Raw genomic sequence first — 20,632 nt, forward strand, 5'->3', positions numbered from 1 at the left:
GGCGCAGCGCGCCGACCGGCGGGAAGTTAAAGCGCCTTGATGCCGTGCGCCGCTTTTTGCGTCTCGCGCGCCGCTTCCGGCGTCTGCGCTTCGCCGACGCGAGCGATCGGCCCCATCACGAACAGGAACAGCAGCGCGGCAACCACGCAGTGCGCGCCGACAAATCCCAGCCCGATGCTGTAGCTGCCGGTCAGCCCGACAATCACGCCGAACAGCAGCGGCGTGACGAAGCCGGCGATATTGCTGATGCCGTTGAATATGCCGCCAGCAAGGCCGACCGCCTCTTTCGGCGCGGTATCGCTAATTAATGTCCAGGTGCCGGCGCCCGCCGCCACGCCCTTGCCGAAAAAGGCGAAAGACATAATGGCGATAATGCCGAGGTTGCTCGGGATCACCGCCGCCATCACCAGCGACGCCGCCATTAGCATGCCGATGATAAACGGCGTTTTGCGCGCCCAGGAGAGGCTCCAGCCGCGTTTGATCAGCATATCGGAGATGTAGCCGCCGCTGATGCCGCCAAGAAAGCCGAACAGCGCGGGCGCGATGGTGGCGAAGCCGGCGTCCATAATATTCATGCCGCGCGCCTGCACCAGGTAAATAGGGAACCAGGTGATAAAGAAGTAGCTTAGCGCGATGGTGCAGTACTGACCGAGGTAGGCGCACCAGAGCATGCGGCTGGAGAGCAAAGTTTTGAACATCGCTTTGCTGACCGCCGGACGCGCTTTCAGGGTATGGGCCGCGTCGATATCTACCAGCGCGCCGCCCTCGACGATATGGCGCAGCTCCCCTTCCGACACGCCGGGATGCTGGCGCGGCTCGCGCATATAGGCCGCCCAGACAAACACCGCCAGCACGCCGATGCCGCCGAGCACGAAGAAGGGCCACTCCCAGCCGAAGCGCGACACCAGCCAGCCAGAGAGCGGCGAGAAAATAGCCACGGCGAAGTATTGCGCCGTGCTAAACAGCGAAGAGGCGCGTCCGCGCTCGGCGCTGGGAAACCACATAATCACCACGCGTGCGTTGGCCGGGAAGCTGGGCGCCTCTATCAGCCCCAGCGCGAAGCGCAGCGTAAACATCAGCACCAGCGCGGCGGTCATGCCGCCGGCGAATTCGCCGACAAAGCCCATCGCAATGGTGGAAAGCGACCAGAGTGCCAGCGTAATGCCGTAGATTTTTTTGGCGCCGAAGCGATCGAGCAGCAGACCGCCGGGGATCTGGCCGATCACATAGGCCCAGCTAAAGGCGGAGAGGATCAGGCCGAGCTGGATCGCCGACAGGCCGAACTCATCTTTGATCGCCGATCCGGAGATCGACAGGATCGAACGGTCGGCGTAGGCCACCACGGAAAGAAACAGGATCAGGCACAGGATCCAGATACGCACGCGGCTTGGCCGCGCAGCAGATTGAGCTATGGTCATCAGGTGAATTCCTCAGGATGCGGAGCGTCCTGCCCCTGGAATTATTATCAGGAATACCGCTTTGAATTCGCTGTTGAGGAAATATAGGTAGCAGGCGAAGGGTTGGTCATTGGGCGAGTGTTGAAATCATGCGCGCTCTCTGACACGGATTTTGGCAGCCTTCACAACACAGCTTGCGGCGCCGCACATAAGCGGCAGAAACGTCAGCTGGCGCATGGGGAATGTGCGCCAGCTCCAGGAAATCATGGCGCGCTGCGCTATGAAACGCAGCGGCTTGCAGGTGAAAACCAGGTCATATAAACCTAAAAACAGGCGGGTGTGGCTGGCCCATTTGCTCTCTAGCCATCGCGCAGCAGCGCCATCACAACGATATCGTGATAGTCGCCGTCGCGCAGGCAGGCCTTGCGGCGCACCCCTTCCTGCTCAAAGCCGATGCGCTGATAGAGCCGCCGCGCGCGTTGGTTGTCGTGAAACACCTCCAGCTCGACGCGCGTCACGCCCAGCCAGTTGAAGGCGTAATCGAGTCCAACGCGGATTAGGCGTTCGCCGATGCCGCGCCCGCTGAAAGCGGGATCGACGCCGATGCCGAAGCTCAGTCCGTGCCGGGTGCGCGGCCGGTTTTCCACAAACAGCGTCAGCTCGCCGACCATCTGCCCGTCAAGTTCGGCAACGAAACCGATATAGCCTTCGCTGTCCATCCGTTCGAATTTTTTCTGCCATGTCGCCACGCTGGGAAACGGCAGCTGCGTCGTCCAGCGATAGACCTCAGGCTGGCTGTAAAGACGCTGATAGCCAGCGGCATCGCTGGGTTCGCGACCGCGGATGGTCAATTCCATATCGGTAATCCCTCTTAAGTTACACTAAGCTGTTTACTCTCCCCAGGCGTAAAGAGAGTCGTTATGTTGTATCGCCGTTTCGAACGTTTTATCAATATTTTCCAGGATGCTCCATCCGATTCGCCGCCCAGCCGCATCGGGCCTTTCTATTTTTACTATCTGCGCCAGGTGTGGCCGAGCTTTGCGGCGCTGCTGGTGGTCGGGCTGGGCTCAGCGCTGATTGAGGTGGCGCTGTTTAGCTATCTGAGCCGCATTATCGACCTGGTCAACGGCGCGACGCCCGCCACGCTGTTCGCGGAACACTGGCCGATCCTGCTGTGGATGGCCTTTGTGGCGCTGATCCTGCGGCCGATCTTTATCGCGCTGCACGATATGCTGGTGCACCAGAGCATTAATCCCGGCATGACCAGCATGATCCAGTGGCAGCAGCATAATTACGTGCTGCGCCAGAGCCTGAACTTCTTCCACAACGATTTCGCCGGCCGCATCGCCCAGCGCATTACCCAGACTGGCAATGCCCTGCGCGACTCGGCGGTGCAGCTGGTGGACGCCATCTGGCACGTGCTGATCTACGCCATCACCTCGCTGGTGCTGTTTGCCGAAGCGGACTGGCGGCTGATGATCCCGCTGGTGATCTGGATCGTCGCCTATATCGCCTCGCTGCGCTTCTTTGTGCCGCGCGTCAAGGCGCGCTCCGTGGTGGCGTCGCAGGCGCGATCGAAGCTGATGGGCACCATTGTCGACGGCTACACCAATATCTCGACGATAAAGCTGTTTGCGCATCACGATCTGGAAAAGCGCTACGCGCGCGACGCGCTGCAGGAGCAGACCGAAAAGAACCAGCGGCTGAGCCGCATGATCACCAGCATGGACGTGACGCTCTCTTCGCTTAACGGTTTGCTGATCGTCTCGACCTCCGGGCTGGCGCTCTGGCTGTGGAGCCAGTCGCTGATCAGCGTCGGCGCCATCGCGCTGGCGACCGGGCTGGTGGTGCGGCTGGTCAATATGTCCGGCTGGATCATGTGGGTGGTGAACGGTATTTTCGAAAATATCGGCACAGTGCAGGACGGCATCAATACCATCGCCCAGCCGCTCAGCGTGCAGGACGCGCCGCAGGCGAAAGCGCTGAAGGTGACGCGCGGCCAGATCCGCTACGAGGATATCCGCTTCGACTACGGCGGCGGCCACCAGGTGATTAACCGTCTCAACCTCAACATCAAACCCGGCGAGAAAATCGCCCTGATCGGCCCTTCCGGCGCGGGCAAGTCGACGCTGGTGAATCTGCTGCTGCGTCTCTATGACCTTAACGGCGGACGCATCACCATCGACGATCAGAATATCGCCGAGGTGACGCAGGCGAGCCTGCGCGGCCAGATCGGCATGATTACCCAGGACACCTCGCTGCTGCACCGCTCGATTCGCGAGAACCTGCTGTATGGTCGTCCCGACGCGACGGAAGAAGAGCTGCAGGCGGCGATCCGCCGCGCGCGCGCCGACGAGTTTATTCCGCGCCTTTCCGACGCCGAAGGGCGCACCGGACTCGACGCGCACGTCGGCGAACGCGGCGTGAAGCTCTCAGGCGGCCAGCGCCAGCGTATCGCCATCGCCCGCGTGCTGCTGAAGGATGCGCCGATCCTTATCATGGATGAGGCGACCTCGGCGCTCGACTCCGAGGTGGAAGCGGCGATCCAGGAGAGTCTGGGCACGCTGATGGAGGGCAAAACGGTGATCGCCATCGCGCACCGCCTCTCGACCATCGCCAAAATGGACCGGCTAATCGTGCTGGATAAGGGACATATCGTCGAGATGGGCAACCACAGCGAGCTGCTGGCGCACAACGGCCTCTATGCGCGGCTGTGGCGGCACCAGACCAGCGGCTTCGTCGGCGACCATTAATCGCCGCGTCGATACGGCAGGGCGTCGCGCGCTTCCTCCGCCCAGGCGCGCACGCCTTCCCGCTCTTGCTGCAGAAAATCCGCCACCGCGTCGCGCAGGCCGGGATGCGCCAGATAGTGCCATGAGGTGGTGAGCTGCGGCTCAAAGCCGCGCACCAGCTTATGCTCGCCCTGCGCGCCGGCATCGAAACGCTTCAGGCCCGAGGCGATAGCGTAGTCCATGCCCTGATAGAAGCAGGTTTCGAAATGCAGGCGGTCGAACTCCGCCAGGCAGCCCCAGTAGCGGCCGTAGAGCGTCTCGCCATCCACCAGACAGAACGCCATCGCCGCCGGCTGATGGTGCAGACGGGCAATCGCCACGCGAATGCTGCCCGGCATCCGCGCCGCCAGCAGGCTGAAGAAATCGCGCGTCAGATAGGGGCGCTGGCCGCGCACCGCGTAGGTGTTGGCGTAGCAGGTATAGACGAAGTCCCACTGATCTTCGCGCAGCTCGTCGCCGCGATACCAGCTAAATTCAAAGCCGCTCTGCGCCACCTGCTCGCGCTCTTTGCGCAGCTGTTTGCGCTTGCGCGACATCAGCGTGTCGAGGAAATCCTGAAAATCGCGGTAGCCGCGATTGTGCCAGTGATACTGGCAGCCGAGCCGCATCAGCCACTCCGGCTGCTGACGCAGCAGCGCGTCGCCGGGCGCGTCGGTAAAGTTGATATGCGCGCTGCTCAGCCCGTGGCGATGCAGCGTCTCCGGCAGCGCGGCCAGCAGCTGCGCGGCGGCCTGCGGTTCGCCCAGCAGGCGCGCGCCGGTCACCGGGCTAAAGGGAATGGCGCCCAGCCACTTCGGGTAGTAGCGGATGCCCGCGCGCTGACAGGCGTCCGCCCAGGCGTGATCGAAAACATATTCGCCCCACGAGTTGCGCTTGCGGTAGCCGGGTATAGCGGCACGCAGCGCGCCCGCTTCCCGCCACAGCAGGTGATCCGGCTGCCAGCCGCTCTCGGCGCGCACGCTGCCGCTCTCCTCCAGCGCCAGCAGAAAGGCGTGGCGCAAAAAGGGCTGATCGTCGGGCAGCAGCGCGTCCCATTCAGCGGCGTCGACATCCGCCAGCGAAGCAAGGTGAAACAGAGACATGCAGGGCTCCAGGCCAAAACGGGCAGAAAGTTAGTCAAGCAGGTTTTGCCGCGCAGCGAAAGGGCGACGGCACCTAATGTGAAGCGACGAAGCGCGCGTCTGGCTGAGCCGGCGGCAGCGCGAAGCCCTCCCGCAGTCGCCTCGCCTCTTCGCCCGGCGACAGGCCGAACAGCCGACGGAATTCGCGGCTGAACTGCGAAGGGCTTTCATACCCCACCGCCTGACTGGCCGCGGCGGCGGTCATCTGCTGCCGCACCATCAGCAGCCGCGCCTGATGCAGGCGGATCGACTTCACATACTGCATCGGCGAGGTCTGCGTGATGGCGCGAAAGTGGAGGTGAAAGGTGGCGTGGCTCATGCCCGCGCGGCGGGCGAGCTGGGTGATATCCAGCGCCTGCGCATAGTGCTGATGAATATGACGCAGCGCCTGGCCGATTTTGCCGAAGGCGCCCTGCTGCGCCAGCGCGGCGCGCAGCTCGCCGCCCTGCTCGCCGCTTAGCACGTGGAAGTAGATTTCGCGCACCAGCGCCGGCCCGAGCAGCGCGGCCTCCAGCGGATCGCCCAGCGCGTAGAGCAGCCGCGCGACCGAACGCTGCAGCGCGTCGCTGAGCGGCGTGGACAGCAGGCCGGCGGGTTTGTGCCCTACCGTCGCGCCCGCCTGCTCCATCTGCAGTAGCAGCTCTGCCGCGACCGCGAGATCGAGGTGCATATAGATTGCCAGCAGCGGCGCCTCTTCGCTGGCGTCGGTCTCCATAGTAAAGGGCACCGGCACCGAGACCGCCAGATAGTGCTGCGCGTCGTAGCAGTAGACGCGGTCGCCGAAATAGCCGCGCTTGCGCCCCTGCAGCACGATAACGATGCCGGGATCGTAGAGCACCGGCGTGCGGCTCAGCGGACGGTTGGATCGCAGCAGCCGCACGTCGGGCAGCGGCGTCAGATTGTAGCCTTCCTGCGGCGCAAGCGCGGCGATCAGGCGGAGAGAGTCGGCGTTCATAACAGGATTATGCACGCTATCGCGCGGTTTGGCCGCTGGCGCGCCTGAAAATCAGCGTTTCAGGCAAGGATGGCAGATAAACAGGCATCCTCTTTTGCTCACCGCGGGCGCAGGCTACAGGCTCACCCACAGAGAGGAAAAGAGATGAAGACGATTATGATCACCGGCGTCAGCAGCGGATTCGGTCAGGCGCTGGCGCAGGCTGCGCTGACGGCGGGCCACCGCGTTATCGGCACCGTGCGCAGCCAGCCGGCGCTGGAGGCCTTTACGGCGCAGGATCCGGCGCGCGCCCACGGCGCGATCCTCGACCTCACCGACGTTAAGCGCATCGCCCCACTGATGGCCGCGCTGCAACAGGCGCACGGGCCAATCGACGCGCTAATTAACAACGCGGGCTACGGCCATGAAGGCATTTTCGAAGAGGCGACGCTGGCGGAGATGCGCCATCAGTTTGAGGTGAACCTCTGGGGCGCGGTGGCGATGATGAAGGCGCTGGTGCCGTATTTCCGCGCGCGGCGGCGCGGGCGAATTATCAATATCACCTCGATGGGCGGCTTTATTACGCTGCCCGGCATCAGCGACTACTGCGCCAGTAAATTCGCGCTGGAAGCCTTTTCAGAGACCCTGAGTCAGGAGCTGGCCGGTTTTAACATCGCCGTGACCGCCGTGGCGCCGGGATCGTTTCGCACCGACTGGGCGGGCCGCTCGATGGTGCGCAGCCCACGCACCATCGGCGATTACGACGCGCTTTTCGATCCGGTGCGTGAAGCGCGCCTCGCCAAAAGCGGCCGGCAGAATGGCGATCCGCACAAAGCGGCGCAGGCGATCCTCGACCTGCTAAATCACCCTGCGCCGCCGGCGCACCTGCTGCTGGGCAGCGACGCGCTGCAGCTGGTGCGCGACAAACTGCGTGCGCTGGAGAGCAGCCTCGCGGAATGGGAGCGCGTCACGCGTTCAACCGACGGCTAAAAACCGGTAGAGTGGCGTTTTCTCTTGCAGGAACGCCCTATGGATCGGCTCGATTGCGACCGGATGCTGGTCGCCGTACTGGAGCTGGGCAGCTTTGCCGCCGCCGCGGCGCGACTCGGCGTCAGCAGCGGCCAGGCGTCAAAACTGGTCTCTAAGCTGGAGCGGCAGCTCGGCGTGCAGCTGATCAAGCGCAGCACCCGCGCCCTGTCGCCTACCGACGTCGGCCGCGCCTATTACGAACGGGTCAAAGCGCTGCTGGACGCCTTCGACGCGCTCGACGCCCGCGTGCGGGAAAGCGCCAGCACGCCCAGCGGCCGCCTGAAAATCAGCGCGCCCGTCACCTTCGGCGGCGCGGTGCTCGCGCGCGCGCTGGTCGCCTTCGCCAGGCGCTATCCGCTGATTGAGCTGGACGTCAGCTTTACCGACCGGCTGGTCAGCATTGTGGACGAAGGCTTCGATATCGCCGTGCGCGTCGGCAACCTGAGCGACAGCAGCCTGGTCGCGCGGCGTCTGGGGGACATTCATGTTCGACTGGCCGCGTCGCCGGCCTATCTGCAGCAGTACGGCACGCCGCAGCACTGGCGCGCCGTCAGCGAGCACCAGTGCATTACCGACACCAACTTTCGCGACCCCTGGAACTGGCCCTTCGCCGGCGACAACGGCGAGACGGTCAGCGTCCCGGTGCGCGGACGGCTGCGCTTCGCCAACGCCGAGGCGTGTTTGCAGGCGGCGGTCGCCGGACTCGGCATTGCGCGCCTGCCGGACTTTATTGCCGCGCCCGCGCTGCAGCGCGGCGATCTGGTGCCGGTGCTGGCGCGCTACGACGTGCCGCCGCTCGGCCTGTTCGCGCTCTATCCTGCCGCGCGCCACCTGGCGCAGCGCACGCGGCTGCTGGTCGATTTTTTAGTGGATCATTTTGATCGTTTCCCGCCGGGGCGATCGCTTCCAGAATGGAAAGAATGATTGCGGTTTTGACCCGATTATCAGCGGTCAGGAAGAGGAATAAGCTGCTGCTCATCTCAGAATAAGGAGCAGCGCCATGTTAGTCAGCGGTAAATGGAGTGCAGAGTGGCATCCGGTTCAGGCCACGGATAAACAGGGCGGATTCGTCCGCCAGACCTCGAGTTTTCGCCACTGGATCAGCAGCGACGGCAGCACGGCGTTTCCCGCCGAGCCGGATCGCTACCATCTCTATGTGGCGCTGATTTGCCCCTGGGCTTCACGCGCGCTGATCGCCCGCAGGCTGAAAGGCCTGGCGTCGGTTATTAGCGTGTCGGTGGTGGAGCCGCAGCTGGGCGAACAGGGCTGGCGCTTCGGCGATTTTCCCGGCGCAGACCGCGACACGCTTAACGGCGCGCGCTATCTGCACGAGCTCTATACCCGCGCCGATGCCGACTTCACCGGGCGCGCCACCGTGCCGGTGCTGTGGGATAAGCAGACGCAGACCATCGTCAACAATGAGTCGGCGGATATTCTGCGCATGCTTAACAGCGGCTTCGGCGACCTGGCGGATAACCGCATCGATCTCTTTCCCGCCGCGCAGCGCGACGAGATTGAGGCGCTGAACGAGACGATCTATCCGCGCCTCAACAACGGCGTCTATCGCGCCGGCTTCGCCACCACGCAGATCAGCTATCAGCAGGCCTACAGCGATGTATTCGCCCAGCTGAACGAGCTGGAGGCGCGCCTGGCCGACGGCCGCACCTTTTTGCTGGGCGAGCGCGTCACCGAAGCGGATATTCGCCTCTTCGTCACGCTGATCCGCTTCGACGTCGCCTACTATGGCCTGTTCAAGTGCAATCAGCGTCAGGTGCGCGACTATCCGTTGCTCAACCGCTATCTGAAGAGCATGCTGTCGGTTTCCGGCGTGCGCGAAACCGTTAACGTCGAGCACATTAAACAGGGCTACTATTCCATTAAGGCGCTGAATCCCAACGGCATTGTGCCGGCAGGCCCGGATATGAGCGAGTATGGTTTTTAAGGAGAAACGGATGGCGAAAGCGTTAGTGATTTTTCTGCATGGCGTCGGCAGCAACGGCGAGGATTTAGCAACGCTGGGCCGCCACTGGGCGCCGCTGTTGCCGGACGTCATCTTCGCGGCGCCCGATGCGCCCTTTCCCTTTCCCCACGGCGCGGGCTTTGAGTGGTTCAGCCTCGACGGCGTGACGCCGGAAAACCGTCCGGCGCGGGTGCGCGCCGCGCGCGCAACTTTCGACGCCACGCTGGGAGCGATACTGGCGCAGCACGGCATGGAGGATGCCTGGCATAAGGTGGTGCTGGTCGGTTTTTCGCAGGGATCGATCATGGCGCTCGACGCGCTGGCGTCAGGTCGTTTCCCGCTGGCGGGCGTGGTGGCGTTTTCCGGCCGGCTGGCGTTCGACGAGGCGCTGTCGCCGGCGGCTCAGACGCCCGCGCTGCTGATCCACGGCCACGCCGACGCGGTGATCCCGTGGCGTGAGAGCGAATCGGCCGCGCAGCGCCTGAAAGCGGCGGGCGTGCCGCTTGAGCTACAGCTTGAACCCAGGACAGAGCACACCATTTCCGCGCAGGGGGCGATGCGCGCCGCCGCCTTTATCGCGCAGTGTCTGCAGGACTAAGGCCAGAAACGCCGTAACGCGGCATACGCCTGCTGCGCCGCTTCGCGCGGCGGCTGACGTTTCAGGTCGTCGTTGAACACCTCGATGCCCACCGGTCCCTGATAGCCCGCGCTTTTCAGCTTGTCGACGAAGCTGTTGATATCGATGATGCCCGCGCCGGGCAGCTGGCGCTGGTGTTTGGCGAGGGTCATGATCGCCTCTTTATCCTGCGGCGACGGCTGAACCGCCATATCGCACAGCTGCACTTCATAGATCCGCTCGGCGGGAATGTTGTCGAGATGCGAGGCGTCGCCGCCCAGCGCGCAGATATGAAACAGATCCACCACCAGCCCGATATTGGGCTGATCCAGCCGCTGCAGCCGCTCCCAGGCTTTCGGCAGCGTATTATCGACGCTGCACCAGGCCATCGGCTCATACATAATGCGCATGTCGAAACGCGCGGCTTCCGAGGCGAGCCAGCGCAAATCTTCGTCGATATGCTGCGCAATGCAGTCCTCGCGCGTGGTGGCGGGCGCCTGAAGGGTGTCGCAGCCGAGAGCCTGCGCCATCTCGATAAACTGGCGCAGCTCGTCGCGCTTTTGCCGACGCAGATCGCCAGGCGCGCCGGTGAAATCGCGCAGCACCTGCAGGTTGGTAAAGCCGATGCCCTGCTGCGCCAGCCGCGCTGCGCCGCCATGACAGGCCTCAACATCTTCACGCCAGATTTCCACCTGATCGAATCCCGCGTCGCGCGCGGCCTGTAGCTTCTCTTCGGGTTCACCGCTTAACAGCACCAGGTTAAGGAATGCAGGCTGAGTCATGAACGTCCTCCTTAATTGTCCGGAATAATCGGTTGCCGCAGAGGCGGAATGCCGCTGCGACGCGGTATTTGCTTTTAGCCGAGCGCGTTCACCAGCGCGAAGCCGGCGAAGGTCATCAGCAGCGATCCGGTGACGTGCACCAGCACGCTCGCCATCGCCCACAAATACTTACCTGATTGTAGCAACATGAGAATTTCTGCCGAGAAAGTCGAGAAAGTGGTCAGGCCGCCGCACAGGCCGGTGACGATCAGCAGCTTCCAGGCGGGATCGAGCTGCGGATATTTGAGGAACCAGGCGAGCGCCGCGCCGATAATAAAGCCGCCCGCCAGATTGACCAGCAGCGTACCAGGGGGTAGCGAGGGAAACAGCGCGTTAAAGCGCAGCGAGATCAGCCAGCGCAGCGTACAGCCCACAGCGCCGCCCAGCATAACGGCGAACAGCGACTTCAACATAATGTGCTCCTGTAGTCAGCAATCGCGCAGGGTTATGGCGGAGAGAGAACGGCCTGACACACCAATAACGCCTGCGAGAGGATTAGGGTTAATGTCAGGCGTCATCAGCCGCTGGGATCGCCAGCAGGCGGTTGGCAAAGGTGGAACGCCATCACCTTAAGGCGTTGATAGTACGATGATGAGCAAGGAGTGACAAGCGGGGCAGAGGCGCAGCAGGCGGCGGAAAAAAGTGGGATTTTAAAAAATTGCGGGCGCTTGCTGGCGGCACTTAACAATATTAGCGATCAGCTTAGGCAGCTGTGTTTTAGCATTGTAAGGGTTTAACTTGTGCATAAAACCTCTTTTAGTTGGCTAAGTTACTCGCCAGTTTTCCCGTTTTGTTAGTCTAAAGGCATCGCTTTTTTCTGGTCAATTTTTATTCAGGCATTCAGGCGATAGCGACGTCCCCTCTTAGGGTCATGCGTTAAGGAGATTTTATGCGCACCTTGATTTTCGACACCGATATCGGCGTAGATGACGCATTTGCGCTGGCTTATGCGGCGCGGACGCAGCGGCTGCTGGGCATTACCACGGTGTTCGGCAACGTGGCGGTGGGCCAGGCGGTGAAGAACGCCCGCCTGTTTTGCGAAAAAATGCAGATTAACGCGCCGATCTATCGCGGCTGCTCGCGTCCGCTGGCGCTGGCGCCCAGCGAACCGGCCCGGCTGCACGGCGAAGATGGTTTAGGCGACGCGTTTGACAATAGTTACAGCGACGCGGCGCCGGACGCGGTCGCCTTTATTATCAACAGCGTGCGCGCGCAGCCGCATGAGATTACGCTGGTGGCGATTGGCCCGCTGACCAATATCGCCAGCGCCATTAACCAGGCGCCGGACATTATCCCGCTGGTGAAAGAGCTGGTGATCATGGGCGGCGCGTTCGGCACCGACGGCCACAGCGGCAACGTGACGCCCTTCGCCGAGTTTAATATCTGGAAAGATCCGCACGCTGCCGATCAGGTGCTGAGTTCGGCGCTCAACGTGGTGGTGATGCCGCTCGACGTGACCCATAAGGTGCTGATCAGCGGTGAGGAAGTACGGCAGCTTAACCAGCCGGTGCTGAGCGCCATCGTGCGGCCCTACCTCGCCTACAGTCTGCAAAAAGAGGGCTTCGACGGCATGGCGCTGCACGACACGCTGGCGATCGCCTGGCTCTGCCAGCCCGAGGCATTTCAGCTAAGCGAAGGGCCGCTGCGCGCGATCACCGAGGGTATCGCGCGTGGGCAAACGGTGCGTAAGCTAAGCGCGCTGGCGTCGCGGGACGATCCGTTTCGCCATCTGCCCGCCCAGCGCGTGGCGCTGGACGTGGACGCCGCGCGGGTGCGCGACCACTTCTTCCGCACGCTTAGCGATCGAAGTGAATTACCCCTTTAATCAGTTCGCGGTTGTTGATCACCTGCGGCTCGAAGCTTTCCGCCAGCGTCGAGAAGGCGAAGTGCGCGTTGAGCATCATCTCGGCGCGCAGCTGGCCGCTGGCCATTAAATCGCGCACGCGGTCGAAATCTTCGCGCGTCGCATTGCGGCTGCCCATCAGCGTGGTCTCTTTTTTATGAAACTCGCTGTCCGGGATCACCAGATCCCCTTTGTGCAGGCCGACATAGACCACGGTGCCGCCGTGGCGCATCAGGTTGACCGCGTTATTCATCGCCGCCGGGCTGCCGGTCGCGTCGATCACCTTGAGCGCCAGCCTGCCGTTGAACTGCGCGCGCAGCGCGTCGTAAAAATCGTCCTGCGTTGGGTCGAGCGCCGCCACGCCCAGCTCTTTAGTGACGTGCGCGCGGCGGAATTCGCTGGTGTCCGCCACCGCGACGCTGGCGCCCGCCGCTGCGGCAATCGCCGCCACGCCCAGGCCAATTGGCCCCGCGCCCACCACCAGCACATGCTCGTCCGCGCCGACATTCGCCCGGCGCACGGCGTGCGCGCTGATGGCGAACGGCTCAATCAGCGCCGCGGCCTCTGGCGCCACCTTATCGACCGGCAGCAGATTGCTGACCGGCACGGCAAGGTAGTCGCAAAAGCCGCCATCCTGATGCACGCCGATCACCGAGATCTTTTCGCAGCAGTTGGTTTTGCCGCTCTGGCAGGCGTCGCAGCGCAGACAGGAGAGATAGGGGATCAGCGCCACGCGCTGGCCGGGTTCAACGCCTGCTGCGCCTTCCCCCAGCGCCACCACTTCGCCGCACAGCTCATGGCCCAGCACGCGCGGATAGCTGAAGAAAGGCTGGTTGCCCGCCCAGGCGTGGATGTCGGTGCCGCAGATGCCGGCGGTAATGATTTTAATCAGCGCCTCGCCCGCCGCAGGCACGGGCTGCTCGCGCGTGGCCCAGACCATTTTTTTCGGTTCAGCGATGACCAGGCTTTTCATTGTTGTCATGGTGGTTCTCCTGTTGTCTTGCCGCAGTTATGACGAAACCATCGCAAACCGGCTGTTTTGCCCGCGCGATCTGTGAGGCATGACGTTTTTTTTGGGATTTGAATGGTTTTTAATAAATAAAAACCCGGAGAGTCCCCGTGAGCCGCAACCTGAATCTGCGCCAGAACGTCATCAACCAGATGCTGGAAGGGATCGCCCAGCGTCATATCCGTTCGCCGCTGCCCGCGCAGGCGGCGCTGGCGGAGATGTTCAATATCAGCCGCACCACGGTGCGCCATACGCTGCACTATCTGGCGCAGCGCGGCGTGCTGGAAAAAGTGGCGGGCACCTATGTGATTGTGCGGCAGCCGCAGGAAGAGGATGGCTTTAGCGAACTGACGTCGCCGATTGAGCAGCAGGCGAGCCAGTTCGAACAGGCGTTTTTCGAGATGATTAACCAGCGCCAGCTCTCGCCTGGCGACGCCTTTAGCGAGCTACAGCTGGCGCAGCGGGTGAAGGTCAGCCCGGTGGTGGTGCGCGAATTTCTGCTGCGCTTTATGCGCTACGGCCTGCTGGAGCCGGTGAAACGCGGGCGCTGGCGCATGAAGAAGTTCACTCTCGACTACGCTGACAAGCTGTTCGAGCTGCGCGAGATGTTGGAGACGCATGCGCTGACGCGTTTTCTCAATCTGCCGCCGCAGGATGAACGCTGGATCCAGGCGCGTGACCTGCTGGATCGCCATCGCGCCCTGCGCGATACCATCGCCAGCGACTATCGCCAGTTCGCCGCGCTGGATAAAGAGCTGCATTCGCTGATCCTCTCCGCCGCCAACAACCCCTTTTTCAACCACTCGCTGGAGATTATCTCGGTTATTTTTCACTCGCACTATCAGCGGGATGAGCGCGATCTCAAGCAGCGCAACATCGTGGCGCTGGAGGAGCATATGGCGCTGCTCTCCGCGCTAATCGGCCGTCAGGACGTCGACGCGCTGCTGGCGCTGCACAATCATCTGGCGACCTCCCGCTCGTCGATGGCGCGCTCGATCCGGCAGTACAATTAAAAACCGATTAAAAACCACAAAGCATTAGCTCCCGCACGAATCAGAAACATCTTCGCAACATCCCGGCTGCATTGCTTCTAGTCTCGACTGCAACTCATGGCGGGGCTGAACCGCCGTGTCCTTTGATATCCGATAACGATAACGACCCCGCTACGGGAGAATGCCATGGAAAATACCTCAACCCGCGACAGCAAAAACCCGGCCGCCGACGCGCAGCCTGGGCAGGAGTACGTGCCGGCGCGCAGCGATATCGTGCGCTCGCCGCGCATTCGCAAGATTCAGATCACCGCGATGCTGCTGCTGCTGTGCGCCGCCATTATCAACTATCTGGATCGCAGCTCGCTCTCGGTGGCCAATATGACCATTCGCGAAGAGCTGGGACTCAGCGCCACGGAGATCGGCATGCTGCTCTCCGCCTTTTCGCTGGCCTACGGCCTGGCGCAGCTGCCGTGCGGCGCGCTGCTGGACCGCAAAGGCCCGCGCATTATGTTAGGCATCGGCATGTTTATCTGGTCGCTGTTTCAGGCGGCGGCTGGGCTGGTGCATAACTTCACCCAGTTTATTCTGGTGCGTATCGGCCTCGGCATCGGCGAAGCGCCGATGAACCCGTGCGGCGTAAAAGTGATCAACGACTGGTTCAACATTAAAGATCGCGGCATGCCGATGGGCTTTTTCAACGCCGCTTCGATGATTGGCCTGTCGGTGGCGCCGCCGGTGCTCGCCGCCATGATGCTGGCCTTCGGCTGGCGCGGCATGTTCATTACCATCGGCGTGCTCGGCATGTTTCTGGCGATTGGCTGGTACATGATCTATCGCGACCGCGACAACAGCAGGCTCAGCGCGGAAGAGATCCACTATCTGCAGGCGGGCAGCGTGGCGTCGCGCAAAGAGCCGCTGAGCTTCGCCGAATGGCGCGGCCTGTTTAAGCAGCGCACCATGTGGGGCATGATGATCGGCTTCAGCGGCATCAACTACACCGCCTGGCTCTATATCGCCTGGCTGCCGGGCTATCTGCAGTCGACCTATCATCTGGATCTGAAGAGCACCGGCCTGCTGGCGGCGATCCCGTTCCTGTTCGGCGCGGCGGGCATGCTGCTCAACGGCTATGCGGTGGATGCGCTGGTGCGTCGCGGCTTCGACGCGGTGAAAACCCGTAAGGTGTGCATTATCTCCGGCATGCTGCTGTCGGCGGCCTTTACCGCCTTCGTGACGCGCGCCACCGATACCACCAGCGCGGTGACGCTGATCGGCATGGCGCTGTTCTGCATCCACTTCGCCGGCACCTCCTGCTGGGGCCTGATCCACGCTAACGTCACGGCGCGCATGACCGCGTCGGTCGGCAGCATTCAGAACTTCGCCAGCTTTGTGTTCGCCTCGTTCGCGCCGGTTATTACCGGCTGGGTGCTGGATACCACCAAATCGTTCAGCCTGGCGCTGATGATCTGCGCCGGCATTGCCGTGGTGGGCGCCCTCGCCTATCTGGTGCTGGTGCGCAAGCCGATTACCGACGGCGCAGCCTAAGCGGACGGCCGGGCTGATGCCCGGCTAGTTCAGTTTGTGCAGCGTCACGCCGTGGCGCGCGCCGTAGCGTTCAATCCCGGCAATCACCTTCTCCACGCTCAGCGGCGGCGGCGGCGCGAAGAGCGGCGCCCGCGCCCGCAGCGCCGAGTCAAAATGCGCTAAGGCGCTGATATCCTGCGGATAGCGCTCGCTGTCCACGCCAACCAGCGCGCCTTCCTGCATGGCGCGATCGAGCAGCGCCTGCCAGCGTTCAAGCGGCGCCAGACCAATACTCTCCACGCCTGAAGAGAACAGCAGCATATCGATGTCGCGATAGCGCGGCTGGCGGTCGAGGAAGCGCGCCAGCGACGCGGCGGAGGGCTCGGCGCCCGACATCAGCCAGAACGGGATGGCGTGCTGGCGCATGGTGCACCAGGGATCCATCAGCAGGTAGCTCGCCACCGTCAGGCGCGTGGCGTGAATGCCCGCCGCCAGATACCAGTCGCGATAGATTTCCGCCACCACAAAGCTCAGCGCCTCGGGATCCTGATAGCGTATCTCCAGCAGCTGCCAGCCCTGATCCGCCGCCAGCTTTTTCAGCGGCGATTTAAGGTATTCATCCAGCCCCCACTCCGCTTCCGGCACGCTGTCGGTGGGCGCGGGCGCATCCCACTGCTCGCGGTCGCTGCCGTAGCGCGCCAGCAGCTCCGCCACGCGTCCGCCGCCCTGCAGATACTCTTTTTCGGTCGCGCCGCCGAGCGCGCCGAACTGAAAGAAAGAGCGATCGCTGGTGCGCGTCACCGGCCACTGCTGCGTGCAGTGGCTGACAAACAGCGTGCTGTTGCCCGGCAGGCTGCGCATCAGGAATTCATTGAAGGCGAGCGGCAACGCGCGCAGCTTCAGATGGAAGTAGCGCAGCTTGTCGAGCAGCAGGCGGTCCTGGTTGGGATCCTGAATATGGTGCACCGCCAGACGCGGCCAGGCCGCCAGCAGCGCCGCCGCAATCGATTTGCCCTGCTCAAAGCCGCGCTGTGCGTCATCGGGATCGCTGTGCGGCGCGCGCACTGGACAGAGAAAGGTCTGCGGCAGCCAGGGCGCGCCCACTGCCGCCGCCAGATGGGTCAGCGCGCCGTTTGACGAGCCGATAAAGGCGGCCGGATAGTCGCGCGCCGGATATTCGCTCACCATCCATTCGGCGATGCCTTCGATATCGAGATCGCCCGCCTGCGATTCGCTGATGCCTTCGGCCATGCCGCCGACGGCGTAGCCCCACTCTTTCAGCCGGCCCGGCAGACGGTCGAGCGACGGCAGCAGGCGATCGCGCAGCGGCGTCGCGTCTGGGCTGTCGACCGGTTTGTCATGCAGCGTATGGGCCAGCGCCATCAGCATCGTGGTGGCTGAGTCGAAGCGGGCGATGCCTTTAGGCCGTTTACTCATGCTGCTCCTCCTGCTGAATACGCGTCAGAAACGGACGGATAGCGTGGCGGAAACTCCACGGATAGACATAGTGCAGCGTATGGGTGCCGCCGCGCAGCGTCAGCACTTCACCGCGCGGCAGCAGCGCGCCCAGCTCCTCGACCCAGCGCGCGGGGGACACCGTGTCGCGCGAGCCGCGCAGCAGCAGCGTCGGCACGTTAATGTAGGGCAGCCGGTGTTCGATGCGATCGTGCAGTAGCAGACGATGGTTTTTCAGCGCGCGCCACAGGCCCGCTTTGGCGAGGTCGACGTGCATCAGCGACGTGGAGGAGCGATGGCGTTCGAGACGGCTGTTGCGCCAGCCGCGCCACGCCTGACGCAGCAGGCTGCGCGCGTGGCGATCGACCGTCGGGCCCTGGAAAACCAGCCCGGCCACCGCTTCAGGATGCCTGACGGCCAGCGCGGCGAGCACCTGACAGCCCGAGGCGCTGCCGATCCAGATCGCGCGCGTCAGCTGGTTGTGCTGCAGCCACTGCCAGAGCGCGTCGGCCTGCTCCTCCACCGACAGTACCGGCGCCGAGGGCGGCAGGACGCTGGCACCGAATCCAGGCAGATCCGGCACCAGCACGCGATAGTTGTTGCTCAGCGCCAGCGCCAGCTCCTCCATCGCCCGGCCCGACATCACCAGTTCGTGCACCAGCACCAGCGGCAGGCCGGGCGCGTCGTGGGGCGTGACGCGCGTAAACATGCGCCACTCGCCGATCTGTTGAAAGTATCCGGCCAGTCCCGCGTGGTGGCTGCGCGGCGACACCGGCGGCGTCTGTTTTAAACGCTGCCATTGCTGAACGCCCCACCAGGCCGCCGCTGCGCCCAGCCCCAGCCCGGCCAGCAGCGCGCCGCTTTTCCAGCGCGTCGGTTGTTCCTTACGCCTCATTACCCGCTCCTGAATATGGATGTGTCACTTCAGTGTAGGCGGCGAAATCGTGACCAGCAGGCGAGGCGGGGGAAAGTTATTTTCAGGGACGCGCCAGCCGCGCCTCGCACTGCTGCGCGATTTCCCACAGGCGATGGCGGATAACCTGCTTCAGATGCAGAGTGGACTGGGACTGCGGCCGGTCGCGACGGCTGATCAGCATCACCTCGAACGGCAGCGGCTGCGCGACCGGCAGCAGCGTCAGCTGATCGGCGTAGCGACAGGCGGTAAAAAGGTCGACCACGCCGACGCCGCCGCCCGCCAGCACCATATCAGCGATAACCGAATAGGTCTTAATCGAAAGCGACACCGCCGGATAGAGGCGTTTGTCGTCAAGCGCGCGGTGCAGCACGCGGCCCAGCGGATCCTGCGCCTGCATCAGCAGCAGGTTATTGGCGCAGAGCCACTCCAGCGACACCGGCTCTTCGCGCCTGAGGTGAAGCGGCAGCAGCGCCACCATCGTCGAGTGGAAAAGCGGCTCCGCCAGCAGATCCGCATCCACCTGCTGACCGAAGACCAGCGCGAAATCGAGCTGATCGTCGAGAATGTTGCGGCACAGGGTGGAAAAATGTTCGGTCACCAGCTCGACGTTAACCGCCGCTGCCTGCTGGCGATAGCGCACCAGCGCGGGCGCCATCACCATCTGGCCGAACGCGTGCGCCGCGCCGACGCGCACCGTCTGCCCTTCACCGCGCCGCAGCTGATCCGCCAGCTGATTAATCGCCTGAAGGCGGTGATAGAGCGCGTCGATCTCCGGCAGCAACCGCCGCCCTTCAGTGGTGATCACCAGCCCCTGCGCGCGCCGCTCGAACAGCGCAAACCCCAGCTGCTGTTCGGCATGGTTGAGCACGCGGCTGACGTTGGGCTGCGAGACGTTCAGCAGCCGCGCCGCGGCGCTGATGGAGCCCGTCTGAGCCACCGCCTGGAACACTTCGATATGACGCAGACGCATGGTTATTCGCCCCAGGTCGCTTCCAGCACCCGCAGCCAGTTGCCGTAGCAAATTTTATGCAGCAGCTCAGGACCATAGCCGCGCGCCGCCAGTGCGGCCACCAGCCGCGGGAAGCCGGCGGCGTCGCGGAAGTCGTCCGGCATGGTGGCGCCGTCGAGATCGGAGCCGAAGCCGACGCCATCCTCGCCGACTTTGTCGAGAAGATACTCGATATGGCGAACAATCTCCTGCAGGCTGGTTTCTGCGTCGCGCCGGCCATCTTCGCGCAGAAAAGGCACGGCAAAATTGACGCCGACAAAGCCGCGCGTCTCGGCAATCGCCGCCAGCTGGCGATCGGTCAGGTTGCGCGACTGCGCGCTCAGGGCGTGGGCGTTTGAATGGCTCGCCACCAGCGGCGCGTCGCTGATGGCGGCGGTATGCCAGAAGCCTTTCTCATCCATATGGGAGAGATCCACCAGAATGCGCCGACGATTGCAGTCGCGCACCAGCTGCTTGCCTGCCTCGGTCAGGCCGTCGCCGAGATCGGGCGACGACGGATAGCGAAACGGCACGCCAGCGCCAAACAGATTAGGCCGGCTCCAGAGCGGCCCCAGGCTGCGCAGCCCGCTGGCGTAAAAAATGTCGAGCAGCTCGCCGTTGACGTCCAGCGCCTCGGCGCCCTCGATGTGCATCACCACCGCCAGCGTCCCGCTGGCCATACAGGCGCGAATGTCGCCTGCGCTGCGGCAAATTTTCACTTTTCCCTGCGACGCCTGTTCGATGCGCAGCAGGATCGCCAGCATCGAAAAGGTGGCGTCGCGCGCGGCGATCGCCGCTTCCTGCGGAAAATCAGCGGGAGTTGGCGCACTTCTTGCAACCTGTTCGCTGTCCGCCGCGGCAGCCACCGCGGGATGGGAAGGCACCCATACGGCGAAAATGCCGCCCGCCACGTTGCCCTGGCGCAGGCGCGGAAAATCGAGATGACCCGACGCGGTGCCCTGCATAAAGGCGTTAACCGCATCAGCGTAGTGATGCTGCCAGAGTCGACACAGCACGTCGTTATGACCATCGAATACCGGGACGGCGAGCGGTGCCACTTGATGATTTTCCGACATTTTTTCCATTCCATCTGCGAGGGAGAGTGCACAAAGGCGGCATGCGGCAAGCGCAGGCGCACCAAAACAGAGCAAGGCCGTATTGTGCTTCGGTGAGCGTTTATTAATCCCCGCAGCGCAGACGCATGTCAAGACAAAAAACGCGCATATTTTATATTTTCA

The 20,632-nt window shown here is 63.3% G+C and carries 19 protein-coding genes and 1 riboswitch; of the genes, 8 read left to right on the forward strand and 11 right to left on the reverse strand.

The features are described from left to right. Positions 1–26: 26 nt before the first annotated feature. Together B2J69_RS04140 and B2J69_RS04145 are read right to left on the reverse strand one after the other, a co-directional pair. Positions 27–1,418, reverse strand: coding sequence for an MFS transporter (locus tag B2J69_RS04140; protein ID WP_081136694.1), 1,392 nt, complete (start codon positions 1,416–1,418; stop codon positions 27–29). A gap of 338 nt (positions 1,419–1,756) precedes the next feature. Beyond that, the gene (locus B2J69_RS04145; RefSeq protein ID WP_081136696.1) at positions 1,757–2,254 is read right to left on the reverse strand and encodes a GNAT family N-acetyltransferase; all 498 of its coding nucleotides are present in this window, start codon (positions 2,252–2,254) and stop codon (positions 1,757–1,759) included. Positions 2,255–2,317: 63 nt separating this feature from the next. Here B2J69_RS04145 and B2J69_RS04150 point away from each other — a divergent pair, with 63 nt between their 5' ends. Next, positions 2,318–4,150: an ABC transporter ATP-binding protein gene (locus tag B2J69_RS04150; RefSeq protein WP_081136698.1), complete on the forward strand. Its 1,833-nt coding sequence runs from the start codon at positions 2,318–2,320 to the stop codon at positions 4,148–4,150. Here B2J69_RS04150 and B2J69_RS04155 read toward each other — a convergent pair. Together B2J69_RS04155 and B2J69_RS04160 are read right to left on the reverse strand one after the other, a co-directional pair. Beyond that, on the reverse strand, positions 4,147–5,271 hold the full coding sequence (locus tag B2J69_RS04155; RefSeq protein ID WP_081136700.1) for a GNAT family N-acetyltransferase: 1,125 nt from the start codon (positions 5,269–5,271) through the stop codon (positions 4,147–4,149). The genes B2J69_RS04150 and B2J69_RS04155 overlap by 4 nt on opposite strands. A 73-nt stretch (positions 5,272–5,344) precedes the next feature. Beyond that, positions 5,345–6,265, reverse strand: coding sequence for an AraC family transcriptional regulator (locus B2J69_RS04160; protein ID WP_081136702.1), 921 nt, complete (start codon positions 6,263–6,265; stop codon positions 5,345–5,347). A 144-nt stretch (positions 6,266–6,409) separates the two neighbouring features. On the opposite strand from B2J69_RS04160, the gene B2J69_RS04165 reads away from it, so the two are divergent. From B2J69_RS04165 to B2J69_RS04180, 4 genes are all read left to right on the forward strand, one after another. After that, positions 6,410–7,234, forward strand: coding sequence for an oxidoreductase (locus tag B2J69_RS04165; protein ID WP_081136704.1), 825 nt, complete (start codon positions 6,410–6,412; stop codon positions 7,232–7,234). A gap of 39 nt (positions 7,235–7,273) precedes the next feature. After that, on the forward strand, positions 7,274–8,197 hold the full coding sequence (locus tag B2J69_RS04170) for a LysR family transcriptional regulator (RefSeq protein ID WP_081136706.1): 924 nt from the start codon (positions 7,274–7,276) through the stop codon (positions 8,195–8,197). Between the two features lie 76 nt (positions 8,198–8,273). After that, positions 8,274–9,215: a glutathione S-transferase family protein gene (locus B2J69_RS04175; RefSeq protein ID WP_081136708.1), complete on the forward strand. Its 942-nt coding sequence runs from the start codon at positions 8,274–8,276 to the stop codon at positions 9,213–9,215. 10 nt (positions 9,216–9,225) lie between these two features. Then, positions 9,226–9,831 carry an alpha/beta hydrolase gene (locus B2J69_RS04180; RefSeq protein WP_236722685.1) on the forward strand — a complete coding sequence of 202 codons (606 nt, stop codon included), beginning with the start codon at positions 9,226–9,228 and terminating at the stop codon, positions 9,829–9,831. Here B2J69_RS04180 and B2J69_RS04185 read toward each other — a convergent pair. Continuing rightward, positions 9,828–10,631 carry a sugar phosphate isomerase/epimerase family protein gene (locus B2J69_RS04185; RefSeq protein WP_081136712.1) on the reverse strand — a complete coding sequence of 268 codons (804 nt, stop codon included), beginning with the start codon at positions 10,629–10,631 and terminating at the stop codon, positions 9,828–9,830. The genes B2J69_RS04180 and B2J69_RS04185 overlap by 4 nt on opposite strands. 74 nt (positions 10,632–10,705) lie before the next feature. After that, on the reverse strand, positions 10,706–11,083 hold the full coding sequence (crcB, locus tag B2J69_RS04190) for a fluoride efflux transporter CrcB (RefSeq protein WP_081136714.1): 378 nt from the start codon (positions 11,081–11,083) through the stop codon (positions 10,706–10,708). Between the two features lie 88 nt (positions 11,084–11,171). Continuing rightward, positions 11,172–11,248: riboswitch (Fluoride riboswitch) on the reverse strand. Positions 11,249–11,559: 311 nt separating this feature from the next. Here crcB and B2J69_RS04195 point away from each other — a divergent pair. Next, positions 11,560–12,495: a nucleoside hydrolase gene (locus B2J69_RS04195; protein WP_081136716.1), complete on the forward strand. Its 936-nt coding sequence runs from the start codon at positions 11,560–11,562 to the stop codon at positions 12,493–12,495. On the opposite strand, the gene B2J69_RS04200 is transcribed toward B2J69_RS04195, so the two are convergent. Then, positions 12,467–13,495 carry a zinc-binding alcohol dehydrogenase family protein gene (locus B2J69_RS04200; RefSeq protein WP_081136718.1) on the reverse strand — a complete coding sequence of 343 codons (1,029 nt, stop codon included), beginning with the start codon at positions 13,493–13,495 and terminating at the stop codon, positions 12,467–12,469. The two genes, B2J69_RS04195 and B2J69_RS04200, sit on opposite strands and share 29 nt — an antisense overlap. 137 nt (positions 13,496–13,632) lie before the next feature. Between B2J69_RS04200 and B2J69_RS04205 the strand changes: the two genes are divergently transcribed. Next, positions 13,633–14,535 (forward strand): GntR family transcriptional regulator, encoded by a 903-nt coding sequence (locus B2J69_RS04205; protein WP_081136720.1) that lies wholly within the window; start codon positions 13,633–13,635, stop codon positions 14,533–14,535. 165 nt (positions 14,536–14,700) lie between these two features. Continuing rightward, positions 14,701–16,056, forward strand: a complete 1,356-nt coding sequence (locus B2J69_RS04210) for an MFS transporter (protein WP_081136722.1) — start codon at positions 14,701–14,703, stop codon at positions 16,054–16,056. A gap of 24 nt (positions 16,057–16,080) precedes the next feature. Here B2J69_RS04210 and B2J69_RS04215 read toward each other — a convergent pair whose 3' ends face one another. From B2J69_RS04215 to B2J69_RS04230, 4 genes are all read right to left on the reverse strand, one after another. Beyond that, positions 16,081–17,472, reverse strand: coding sequence for a hypothetical protein (locus tag B2J69_RS04215; protein ID WP_081136724.1), 1,392 nt, complete (start codon positions 17,470–17,472; stop codon positions 16,081–16,083). Beyond that, a complete protein-coding gene (locus B2J69_RS04220) occupies positions 17,465–18,385 on the reverse strand; it encodes an alpha/beta fold hydrolase (RefSeq protein WP_081136726.1) in 921 nt (306 codons plus the stop codon). Before B2J69_RS04220 ends, B2J69_RS04215 begins: the two co-directional genes overlap by 8 nt. Positions 18,386–18,467: 82 nt before the next feature. Continuing rightward, positions 18,468–19,376, reverse strand: coding sequence for a LysR family transcriptional regulator (locus tag B2J69_RS04225; RefSeq protein WP_081136728.1), 909 nt, complete (start codon positions 19,374–19,376; stop codon positions 18,468–18,470). A 2-nt stretch (positions 19,377–19,378) separates the two neighbouring features. After that, positions 19,379–20,470, reverse strand: a complete 1,092-nt coding sequence (locus B2J69_RS04230; RefSeq protein ID WP_081136730.1) for a dipeptidase — start codon at positions 20,468–20,470, stop codon at positions 19,379–19,381. Between the last annotated feature and the right edge of the window lie 162 nt (positions 20,471–20,632).

This window comes from Pantoea latae (assembly GCF_002077695.1).
GTDB classification, from domain to species: Bacteria; Pseudomonadota; Gammaproteobacteria; order Enterobacterales; family Enterobacteriaceae; genus Pantoea; species Pantoea latae.

What these genes read in the sequence shown, in the direction of transcription:
- B2J69_RS04140 (WP_081136694.1), bottom strand. Translation starts at nt 1,418, where the DNA reads ATGACCATAGCTCAATCTGCTGCGCGGCCAAGCCGCGTGCGTATCTGG.
- B2J69_RS04145 (WP_081136696.1), bottom strand. Translation starts at nt 2,254, where the DNA reads ATGGAATTGACCATCCGCGGTCGCGAACCCAGCGATGCCGCTGGCTAT.
- B2J69_RS04150 (WP_081136698.1), top strand. Translation starts at nt 2,318, where the DNA reads ATGTTGTATCGCCGTTTCGAACGTTTTATCAATATTTTCCAGGATGCT.
- B2J69_RS04155 (WP_081136700.1), bottom strand. Translation starts at nt 5,271, where the DNA reads ATGTCTCTGTTTCACCTTGCTTCGCTGGCGGATGTCGACGCCGCTGAA.
- B2J69_RS04160 (WP_081136702.1), bottom strand. Translation starts at nt 6,265, where the DNA reads ATGAACGCCGACTCTCTCCGCCTGATCGCCGCGCTTGCGCCGCAGGAA.
- B2J69_RS04165 (WP_081136704.1), top strand. Translation starts at nt 6,410, where the DNA reads ATGAAGACGATTATGATCACCGGCGTCAGCAGCGGATTCGGTCAGGCG.
- B2J69_RS04170 (WP_081136706.1), top strand. Translation starts at nt 7,274, where the DNA reads ATGGATCGGCTCGATTGCGACCGGATGCTGGTCGCCGTACTGGAGCTG.
- B2J69_RS04175 (WP_081136708.1), top strand. Translation starts at nt 8,274, where the DNA reads ATGTTAGTCAGCGGTAAATGGAGTGCAGAGTGGCATCCGGTTCAGGCC.
- B2J69_RS04180 (WP_236722685.1), top strand. Translation starts at nt 9,226, where the DNA reads ATGGCGAAAGCGTTAGTGATTTTTCTGCATGGCGTCGGCAGCAACGGC.
- B2J69_RS04185 (WP_081136712.1), bottom strand. Translation starts at nt 10,631, where the DNA reads ATGACTCAGCCTGCATTCCTTAACCTGGTGCTGTTAAGCGGTGAACCC.
- crcB (WP_081136714.1), bottom strand. Translation starts at nt 11,083, where the DNA reads ATGTTGAAGTCGCTGTTCGCCGTTATGCTGGGCGGCGCTGTGGGCTGT.
- B2J69_RS04195 (WP_081136716.1), top strand. Translation starts at nt 11,560, where the DNA reads ATGCGCACCTTGATTTTCGACACCGATATCGGCGTAGATGACGCATTT.
- B2J69_RS04200 (WP_081136718.1), bottom strand. Translation starts at nt 13,495, where the DNA reads ATGACAACAATGAAAAGCCTGGTCATCGCTGAACCGAAAAAAATGGTC.
- B2J69_RS04210 (WP_081136722.1), top strand. Translation starts at nt 14,701, where the DNA reads ATGGAAAATACCTCAACCCGCGACAGCAAAAACCCGGCCGCCGACGCG.
- B2J69_RS04215 (WP_081136724.1), bottom strand. Translation starts at nt 17,472, where the DNA reads ATGAGTAAACGGCCTAAAGGCATCGCCCGCTTCGACTCAGCCACCACG.
- B2J69_RS04220 (WP_081136726.1), bottom strand. Translation starts at nt 18,385, where the DNA reads ATGAGGCGTAAGGAACAACCGACGCGCTGGAAAAGCGGCGCGCTGCTG.
- B2J69_RS04225 (WP_081136728.1), bottom strand. Translation starts at nt 19,376, where the DNA reads ATGCGTCTGCGTCATATCGAAGTGTTCCAGGCGGTGGCTCAGACGGGC.
- B2J69_RS04230 (WP_081136730.1), bottom strand. Translation starts at nt 20,470, where the DNA reads ATGTCGGAAAATCATCAAGTGGCACCGCTCGCCGTCCCGGTATTCGAT.